At 60.4% G+C, this 8,666-nt stretch carries 9 protein-coding genes; 3 read left to right on the top strand and 6 right to left on the bottom strand.

What is annotated here, in order from left to right; translation table 11 throughout:
* The 3 genes from PDO_RS08800 to rimP all read right to left on the bottom strand — a co-directional run.
* Window positions 1-490 (bottom strand): RNA-binding protein (locus tag PDO_RS08800; RefSeq protein WP_007600519.1); only part of this gene is annotated, 490 nt, incomplete at its 3' end.
* On the bottom strand, window positions 490-2,100 hold the full coding sequence (nusA, locus tag PDO_RS08795) for a transcription termination factor NusA (RefSeq protein ID WP_007600518.1): 1,611 nt from the start codon (window positions 2,098-2,100) through the stop codon (window positions 490-492). The genes PDO_RS08800 and nusA, both read right to left, overlap by 1 nt.
* A 57-nt stretch (window positions 2,101-2,157) precedes the next feature.
* Window positions 2,158-2,757, bottom strand: a complete 600-nt coding sequence (rimP, locus tag PDO_RS08790) for a ribosome maturation factor RimP (RefSeq protein ID WP_037073040.1) — start codon at window positions 2,755-2,757, stop codon at window positions 2,158-2,160.
* Between the two features lie 253 nt (window positions 2,758-3,010).
* On the opposite strand from rimP, the gene PDO_RS08785 reads away from it, so the two are divergent.
* Window positions 3,011-4,639 carry an MFS transporter gene (locus PDO_RS08785; RefSeq protein WP_037073038.1) on the top strand — a complete coding sequence of 543 codons (1,629 nt, stop codon included), beginning with the start codon at window positions 3,011-3,013 and terminating at the stop codon, window positions 4,637-4,639.
* Window positions 4,640-4,648: 9 nt separating this feature from the next.
* Here the strand turns inward: PDO_RS08785 and PDO_RS08780 are convergent, their stop codons facing one another.
* Together PDO_RS08780 and recR are read right to left on the bottom strand one after the other, a co-directional pair.
* Entirely contained in the window at window positions 4,649-5,911 is a 1,263-nt protein-coding gene (locus tag PDO_RS08780) for a lytic murein transglycosylase (protein WP_007600514.1), read from the bottom strand.
* A gap of 24 nt (window positions 5,912-5,935) precedes the next feature.
* On the bottom strand, window positions 5,936-6,544 hold the full coding sequence (gene recR / locus PDO_RS08775) for a recombination mediator RecR (protein ID WP_007600513.1): 609 nt from the start codon (window positions 6,542-6,544) through the stop codon (window positions 5,936-5,938).
* A gap of 55 nt (window positions 6,545-6,599) precedes the next feature.
* On the opposite strand from recR, the gene PDO_RS08770 reads away from it, so the two are divergent.
* Together PDO_RS08770 and PDO_RS08765 are read left to right on the top strand one after the other, a co-directional pair.
* Window positions 6,600-7,220 carry an MOSC domain-containing protein gene (locus tag PDO_RS08770; protein WP_007600512.1) on the top strand — a complete coding sequence of 207 codons (621 nt, stop codon included), beginning with the start codon at window positions 6,600-6,602 and terminating at the stop codon, window positions 7,218-7,220.
* Window positions 7,187-8,197: an alpha/beta hydrolase family protein gene (locus PDO_RS08765; RefSeq protein ID WP_244426391.1), complete on the top strand. Its 1,011-nt coding sequence runs from the start codon at window positions 7,187-7,189 to the stop codon at window positions 8,195-8,197. The genes PDO_RS08770 and PDO_RS08765 overlap by 34 nt, the downstream gene beginning before the upstream one ends.
* 39 nt (window positions 8,198-8,236) lie before the next feature.
* On the opposite strand, the gene PDO_RS08760 is transcribed toward PDO_RS08765, so the two are convergent.
* The gene (locus PDO_RS08760; protein ID WP_007600510.1) at window positions 8,237-8,560 is read right to left on the bottom strand and encodes a YbaB/EbfC family nucleoid-associated protein; all 324 of its coding nucleotides are present in this window, start codon (window positions 8,558-8,560) and stop codon (window positions 8,237-8,239) included.
* Window positions 8,561-8,666: the final 106 nt, after the last annotated feature.

Below are 8,666 nucleotides of genomic sequence, written 5' to 3'. Positions count from 1 at the left end.
TTTCCATTCCGAGATGCCGGGCCTTTCGGGCCTGGTCGATCTTTCGAATTCCGTCCGCAGCGGCGTCCGTTGAATGGAACACCGCAAGCGCTTCCCCGCTGCGAACAGCGAGTTCGACCTTGGCGGATCCGATGATGAACTGCCCCGCCTTGCGGGCCAGGTTCATCATTCCCGTCAGTTGACTGGCAAGAAGCCTGTCAACCATGGCACCAAGGTCGGGATCCGCCTTGACGTCTTTCTTGAGTGCCCTGGCGAAGAGTTTCTTCGCCACAGCCTTTTCGACAGCCTCACGGCTCGGTGTTACCCAGCAGCCCCGACCGGGAAGCGTGCGCTTCAGGTCGGGAACGATCGAGCCGTCTGGCCCGGCGACGAAGCGAAGCAACGTCTCCGGGGAACCGCTCTCGCGGGTGACGATGCACATGCGTCCATTCACGTCGCTGAGGTCGAAGTCATCTTCGTCCTGCACCGTGTCCGGAGACTGGGCGGTCATCACGCTTCCTGCTCGGCTTCCGCCTCGCCTTCCACATCAGCTTCGGCTTCAACAGCCAAATCGTCTTCTGTGATCCATCCGGCGGAAAGCCGCGCCTGGACGATCATGTTTTCAGCTTCTGCGCGGGAAATCTCGAACTTCGAGAACAGGCCCTCGAACTTCTTTGTTTCGCCGTTCTTGCGTTCGCTCCAGCCCACCAGGTCGTCGGCGGCGCAGCCTGCGAAGTCTTCGATCGTCTTGATGCCGTCTTCGCCAAGCGCGACCATCATCTGCGAGGTCATGCCGTTGATCTCGCGCAGTTCGTCGGCAACGCCGAGTTCCTTACGCTTGGCATCTCTCTCTGCTTCGATCTTCTCGATATATTCACGAGCGCGGGTCTGGATTTCTTCAGCCGTATCGTCGTCGAAACCATCGATCGAGGCAATTTCGTCCAGCTCGACATAAGCCAGTTCCTCGACGGCGGCGAAGCCTTCCGAGGCCAGAACCTGACCGACCATTTCGTCGACGTCGAGGGCGTCCATGAACAGGTTGGTGCGTTCGTTGAATTCCTTCTGACGGCGCTCGGATTCTTCCGCTTCCGTCATGATGTCGATGTCCCAGCCGGTCAGCTGCGAGGCCAGGCGCACGTTCTGGCCGCGGCGACCGATGGCCAGCGACAGCTGCTCGTCCGGAACCACGACTTCGATGCGTTCTGCGTCTTCGTCGAGAACGACCTTAGCGACTTCAGCCGGCTGCAGGGCGTTGACGATGAAGGAAGCGGGATCCTGGCTCCACGGAATGATGTCGATCTTTTCACCCTGCAGTTCGCCGACGACGGCCTGGACGCGGGAACCGCGCATACCGACGCAAGCGCCGACCGGATCGATCGAGCTATCGTTCGAGATGACGGCGATCTTGGCGCGCGAACCCGGGTCACGGGCAACCGACTTGATCTGAATGATGCCGTCGTAGATTTCCGGCACTTCCATGGTGAACAGCTTCACCATGAACTGCGGATGGGTACGCGACAGGAAGATCTGCGGGCCGCGCTGTTCGCGGCGCACGTCGTAGACATAGGCGCGCACGCGGTCGCCGTAGCGGAACGCTTCGCGTGGGATCATTTCGTCACGACGGATGATGCCTTCGCCACGGCCAAGATCGACGATGACATTGCCGTATTCGACGCGCTTCACGGTGCCGTTGACGATCTCGCCCATGCGGTCCTTGAATTCGTCATACTGGCGGTCACGCTCGGCTTCGCGCACCTTCTGCACGATGACCTGCTTGGCCGATTGGGCAGCGATACGGCCGAAATCCATCGGCGGCAGCGGATCGGCGATATAGTCGCCAAGCTTGGCATCGACATTGCGGTCGCGCGCCAGTTCCAAAGCGATCTGCGTGGCGTAGTCCTCGACCTTCTCGACGACTTCCAGCAGACGCTGCAGGCGAATTTCGCCGGTCTTGGAATTGATGTCGGCGCGGATATTGGTCTCGGTGCCGTAACGCGAACGGGCAGCCTTCTGGATCGCGTCGGCCATGGCGGCGAGCACGATTTCGCGGTCGATCACCTTTTCGCGGGCAACGGCATCTGCGATCTGCAAGAGCTCGAGCCGGTTAGCACTGACTGCCATTGTCTTAGGTCTCCGTCTTCATGCCTGGGCGTCTGCCGCAAGGCTATCTGTCAAACGTTATGCGTCTTCGCTGTCGTCTTCGTCATTCTGGTTGGCGGCTTGCGCCTTAGCCAACTTGTCTGCACGAAGCGCGTCACGGACCAGTTCATCCGTCAAGATGAGCTTGGCTTCCGCCAAGGTGCTGAACGGGATGACCAGCCGAGGCTCTTCGCCATAGGCCAGCTGATCGCGCTCAAGCGTAAAGCCATCGGCATCCACGGCAACGATCTTGCCACGGAAGCGCTTGCGGTTATCGACGAGAATCGAAGTCTCGCACTTTACCAGATTGCCCTGCCAGCGGGCAAAGTCGGACTTGCGCACCATTGGCCGGTCGATCCCGGGGGACGAGACTTCCAGATGATATTCCCTGTCGACCGGATCCTCGACGTCAAGCACCGGCGAGATCGCCATGGATACGGCTTCGCAATCCTCGACGGTCATTGTCCCGTCGTTGCGTTCGGCCATGACCTGCAGCGTGAGCCCGTTCTGGTTCATCATCCGCACGCGGACAAGTTTGAAATCCATCGCCACGAGCACAGGCTCGATGATCTCTGCGATACGACGGTCTAGGCCCGTCTCAATGATAATCCGTGCTTCGCCCGGTTCAGGCTGCGGCATGTTATCGGACAATCGTCATACTCCCGATTGGATGCGATCGCCAATAAAAAAGAGCGGGTCCTTGCGGTCCCACTCTCCATCGGTCGATCAAGAATTTGAATGCCGTATACGCTGCCTTGCCCCCAAATGCAAGCTTTTCGCTTCGGGCCTAAAACAAACTTGCCTTTGAGGGCTTGACCGTTGCAAGGTGAGCCGCTGGCTGGCGTGCTCCGCCAATTCCATTCCTGGACAAGCCAATCGACGAGTAAGCTCTGTGCCCGACAGCCGATCTCCGCTATCTCCCCTTGCAAACGAGTTCTATCGGCGGATCTGGTTCGCCAGTATGGCGTCCAATCTTGGCGGGCTCATTCAAGGTGTTGGCGCCGCGTGGATGATGGCATCCATCTCCAGTTCCGAAAACATGGTGGCGCTTGTTCAGGCCTCCAATACCGGGCCGATCATGCTGTTCTCGCTGATCGCCGGTGCCATCGCCGACAGCTTTGATCGCCGTCGTGTGATGATCGCTTCGCAACTCTTCATGGTGACGATTTCGGCCTTGCTGGCCTTGTTTGCCTATCTCGATCTGATCACGCCCTGGGCGCTTTTGACCTTCACCTTCCTGATCGGCTGTGGCACGGCACTCAACAATCCTTCCTGGCAGGCATCGGTTGGCGATATGGTACCGCGCGCCGATCTGCCGGCAGCGGTTTCGCTCAACAGCATGGGCTTCAATATCACCCGCAGCGTCGGTCCGGCCATCGGCGGCCTGATCGTGGCTGCCGCGGGTGCCGCGGCAGCGTTCGCGGCCAATACGCTCAGCTATTTTGCCATTCTTTATGCGCTGTTCCGCTGGAAGCCCGACTATCCGCAGGCCACGCTGCCGCGCGAGCAGCTCGGTCCGGCGATCTCGGCCGGTCTTCGTTATGTTGCCATGTCGCCCAATCTCGGCAAGGTGCTGTTCCGCGGATTTGTCTTCGGCCTGACGGCAACATCGATACTCTCGCTTCTGCCGATCGTGGCCCGAGACCAGCTGGCGGGCGGTCCGCTGGTCTATGGCGGTCTTCTGGGTGCCTTCGGTGTGGGTGCCATCCTCGGTGCACTCTACAATCAGCGCCTGCGCGAAATCCTGTCGAGCGAGGACATCGTGCGCGCCTCCTTTGCCGGCTTTGCGCTGGCGACGGTCGTCACCGGTGTAAGCGATTCGATCTGGATGGCAGGCGCCGCATTGATGATTGCCGGCGCCTGCTGGGTCTTGGCTTTGTCCCTGTTCAACACGGTGGTGCAGTTGTCGACGCCACGCTGGGTGGTGGGCAGGGCATTGTCGCTGTATCAGACGGCCACCTTCGGTGGTATGGCAACCGGCAGCTGGCTGTGGGGCAGTATCGCCGAAAATTCAGGGTCAGGACACGCGCTGATTACCTCCGGCGCATTGATGATGGTCGGCGTGGCGATCGGCTTTTTTCTGCCGATGCCGGCTTTCTCCACCCTCGATCTCGATCCTCTCAACCGCTTCAACGAACCGGCGCTGAAGCTGGACATACGACCGCGCAGCGGGCCAATCGTCATCCAGATCGACTTCGAGATCGATGATGTCGATGTGCCGGAGTTTCTGCGCATCATGGTCGAGCGCCGCCGCATCCGTCTGCGTGACGGTGCGCGCAACTGGACGCTGATGCGTGATCTCGAAAAGCCGGAGATCTGGACGGAGACCTATCACGTGCCGACATGGGTGGATTACGTCCGCCACAACCAGCGCCGCACCAAGGCCGACGCGGAAATCACCGATCGGCTGGTCGAACTGCATCGCGGATCAACCAGCCCGCATGTGCACCGGATGATCGAACGGCAGGCGATCCCTCCGGCGGATGACGTATTCCACCAGCCGCATATCGACCATCCCTGATCAATGCGGTCAGCGCAGCTTTGCCTTCAGGCTGGCGCTAGGGTAGCATGTCGGAGTGAGCCCGTTCTTCGCCTGCCATTCGCCAAGGGAGCGCCGTGTCTTGAAGCCCGGCAGCCCGTCCACCTTGCCGACATCGAAGCCTTGCGCCACCAGCGCCTTCTGCATCGCCAGGACATCCGAGCGCAGCATCTTGCCGACATCGCCCCAGGACGCATTGAAGGCGCCCGACCCGCTGCTGATCCTGTCGGCCAGATTGCCGATGAAAAGCGCATAGAGATCGGAATTGTTGTATTCCTTGATTACATAGAAATTCGGGGTAACCAGGAATTCAGGGCCGAAGGTACCGGCCGGAACCAGCATCATGGCGTCTTGCTTGATTTCCCCGGAGGGGAAGGCCTTGCCGGAAATGCGGGTGAGTCCCTCCGACGCCCATGCCGACACCGGCTGTGCCCGGTCCGGTCCTTCCTGCGCGCAGGAGACACCGTCCGGAATGCTGATCTCGAAGCCCCAGTCGCGGCCGCGCTGCCAGCCGCTCTTGACTAGGTAATTGGCGATCGATGCGAGGATGTCCGGCACCGAATTCCAGATGTCACGTTTCCCGTCGCCATCGAAATCCACGGCATATTTCAGGAAACTCGTCGGCATGAATTGTGGTTGCCCAAGCGCGCCGGCCCAGGAGCCGCGCATCTGTTGGGCCGTCACGTCGCCGCCCTCGATCATGTGCAGGGCCGAGATCAGTTCGCGCTGGAACATGTCCTTGCGTGTCGACATGAAGGCCTTGGTGGCCAGCACGTCCAAAGCGCGATAGGGCATTTTCGCCTTGCCGAAACCGGATTCGCGACCCCAGATGGCCACGAGAATCGAACCGGGCACGCCATAGGTCGCCTCGACTTTGCGCATCGTGCCGGCGTGTTGCGATGCGAGCGAGCGACCGGTCGCGGCCAGTCCCTGCAGTCTTTTTTCGGAGAAATACGAAGCTGGCGAGGAAAACTCGGCCTGGCTCTGGCTCTGTTCCTTCGGCGGCGTCGTGCCGGGCGGCACGAGATCCGGCAGATCCCAGTTGAGCATCAGGCCGGCGACGGCCTTGTCGAAAGCAGGCTTGGAAATACCGGTCGCCTGCGCTTCGCGCCACAGGTCGGTTGCAATCCAGCGCTGGAACTGTGCTTCAACACTCGGTCGGGATGGCGCTGCGATGATCTGTGCGCTGGAACTCAGGAGCACCGAAAGCGCCAGGGCCAAGCGTGCCAGCGAGCGGCGGGTGTTGTCGCCCATAATGTTTTCTCCCGTAGGCGACCGTCAGATCACCGTGCGTGCTCGGAGCGCCGCAGACAGCGTTCCTTCATCGAGATAGTCGAGTTCGCCCCCGACGGGCACGCCGTGTGCCAACCGGGTGATCTTCACATCGTCCAGCCCGGTCAGATGATCGGTGATGTAATGGGCGGTAGTTTGACCTTCGACGGTTGCGTTGACGGCGATGATGACTTCGCGGACGCCACCCTTGGCCACCCTCTCGATCAGCCCCTTGATGTTGAGATCATCGGGGCCAACGCCATCCAGCGGAGACAAGGTGCCGCCAAGCACATGATAGGCGGCGTTCATTGCGCCTGCCCGCTCCAGCGCCCAGAGGTCGGAAACATCCTCGACGACGATGATCATCGACTGGTCGCGCCGATCGTCGGTGCACACCGTGCAGGGATCGATCGTGTCGACATTGCCGCAGCACGAACAGATCTTCACCTTGTCATAGGCTTCGCCCATTGCATGGCCGAGCGGCCCGAGAAGCTGGTCCTTCTTCTTAATCAGATGCAGTGCAGCGCGCCGCGCCGAACGCGGCCCGAGCCCCGGCACCTTCGCCAGAAGCTGGATGAGTTTTTCGATTTCGGGCCCGGTGACTCGCTTTGCCATACGGCGTTTCTAGCCCATAACGTCTGCAAACGGAATCGTCGAACACGGGTTACGGATGAAAATACGCGCCGTATGCCGTGGCAACCCCGAAGTGTTGCCGGGCAAGAAATACAAGACCGGGATCAACAAGACCGCTGTCAGCGGGCCGATGATGGTCGACGCACAGGGTCTCGTCGGCGACAGCATCTGCAATCGCAAGCATCATGGTGGAGTCGAGCAGGCGATCTATCTGGAAGGCAGCATCGATCTTGCCTGGTGGGAGAGCGAACTTGGCCGCGACCTGCCGCCCGGCACCTTCGGCGAAAACCTGCTCGTCGAGGGCCTGGACAATCGAACGCTGGCGGCCGGTGATCGTTTTGCCATCGGCGATGTGCTCCTGGAAGTGACCTCCCCGCGCATGCCCTGCGCAACTTTCGCTGCGCGCATGGGTGAGCCCGCAATGGTCAAGCGATATGCCTGTGCGGCGCGAGGCGGGGCTTATTGCCGGGTCCTGAAGGCGGGGCTGATTGAAGCGGGCCAGGATGTTGCAGTGATGCCCTATGACGGCGAGCGGGTCAGCCTGCCCGAAATGATGGCCACCTTCGGTAGGTCTCTCTCGCAGCACGACCGGCAGCGCTATCTTGGCGCGCCGATAAACGACAGGTGGAAGCAGGACATACGGCGCGCGATATCCTGATCGATATCGACGATAGTCGCATGCCGCTGAACTTTACCCGTAGGTCTGCGGCAGTCATCATGCGCCGGATCAGTCGGGGGAGACAAATGCAGGAGAACCGGATCGAACTGCTTTGCGCCGACGGCGTTCGGCTCGCCGGGGACTGGTGGTTGCCGGTGGCCGACGCACCGGTCGCGACGGTCGTGATCAATCCTGCAACCGGCGTGCCTGCCCGTTACTACCACTACTATGCGCGCTTTCTGGCCAGGCACGGCTTTAACGTCTTTACCTACGACTATCGCGGCATCGGTCAGTCGCGACCGGCCGATCTCCGCCGCGTATCCTATACATGGCGCCAATGGGGGCAGCAGGATTTCGACGCAGCGCTTCGCCATGTATTGGATCGTGACGAGACCGGGCGCGTGCTGGTCGTTGGTCACAGCATAGGCGGCTTCCTTCCCGGCTACGCGTCCAAGGCCAATTGCATAGCCGGTCTTCTCTCCGTTGGCGGACAGTATGGCTATTGGGGTGACTATCAGTTGAGTAAGCGCCTGCCCATGGCGATCAAGTGGCATCTGTTGATGCCCGCAATCACCGCGGCACTGGGTTATTTCCCCGGAAAACGGCTAGGCTGGCTGGAGGACCTGCCAAAGGGCGTGGCGCTGGGATGGGGTTTTCAACAGGGCAGAGCTGAGCAGGGGCTGATGACTGACGAATCGATCGAGATGCGCAGAGGTTTCGCCGCTCTCACAGCACCAATTCTCGCCGTCTCGATATCGGATGATCCGATTGCAACGCCCAAGGCCATCAATAGGGCCATGGCCTACTACACGGGTGCGTCAATCGCCAAAGTGCACCTGTCGCCTGCGGATCTTGGCTTCGATCGCGTTGGCCATTTCAATCTATTTCATGCCCGCCACGAACAAGGCTTCTGGAAGAGCAGTCTCGACTGGCTGCGCGAAGGGAGCAACCCCTGGCCACAGCGGATCTACCTTTAGTAGACCCGCCAAGGCTTGGCCTTGGATCAGGCCATCGGATCAGAAAGGAAACTTCATGCCAGGCGGCAGGGGGATGCCGGCCGTGATGGAAGCCATCTTTTCCTGGGCCTGGACCTCGCCCTTGTCCTTGGCGTCCTTGTGCGCGGCGACGATCAGGTCTTCGAGGATTTCAGAATCCTCTTCCTTGAAAAGCGATGGATCGATCTTGATGCTCTTCATCTCGCCCTTGCCGTTCAGGACGATGGTCACCAGGCCGCCACCGGATTTGCCCTCGATTTCAAGCGCGGCGATTTCCGCCTGCGTCTTTTCCATCTTGGCCTGCATTTCCTTGACCTTGCCCATCATGCCCATGATGTCGCGCATCGTCATCTCCTTGGTTTGTTGTCTTCTTGTCTGGCTCCGGTTCGACTGTTCTGCACAGTCCACCGTGCTTGAAAGCGGTCTTGCGTCCGGAATTGGCGGTAAACTC

The sequence above is a fragment of the Rhizobium sp. PDO1-076 genome, from assembly GCF_000247475.1.
GTDB lineage: Bacteria > Pseudomonadota > Alphaproteobacteria > Rhizobiales > Rhizobiaceae > Allorhizobium.
The sequence above is the reverse complement of the archived record's forward strand: the minus strand, read 5'-3'. Positions and strand labels throughout refer to the sequence as shown.

Excerpts from the sequence above, each read along its gene's own strand:
- PDO_RS08770 (WP_007600512.1), top strand. The coding sequence starts at position 6,600 with ATGAAAATACGCGCCGTATGCCGTGGCAACCCCGAAGTGTTGCCGGGC.
- PDO_RS08760 (WP_007600510.1), bottom strand. The coding sequence starts at position 8,560 with ATGCGCGACATCATGGGCATGATGGGCAAGGTCAAGGAAATGCAGGCC.
- rimP (WP_037073040.1), bottom strand. The coding sequence starts at position 2,757 with ATGCCGCAGCCTGAACCGGGCGAAGCACGGATTATCATTGAGACGGGC.
- PDO_RS08780 (WP_007600514.1), bottom strand. The coding sequence starts at position 5,911 with ATGGGCGACAACACCCGCCGCTCGCTGGCACGCTTGGCCCTGGCGCTT.
- recR (WP_007600513.1), bottom strand. The coding sequence starts at position 6,544 with ATGGCAAAGCGAGTCACCGGGCCCGAAATCGAAAAACTCATCCAGCTT.
- nusA (WP_007600518.1), bottom strand. The coding sequence starts at position 2,100 with ATGGCAGTCAGTGCTAACCGGCTCGAGCTCTTGCAGATCGCAGATGCC.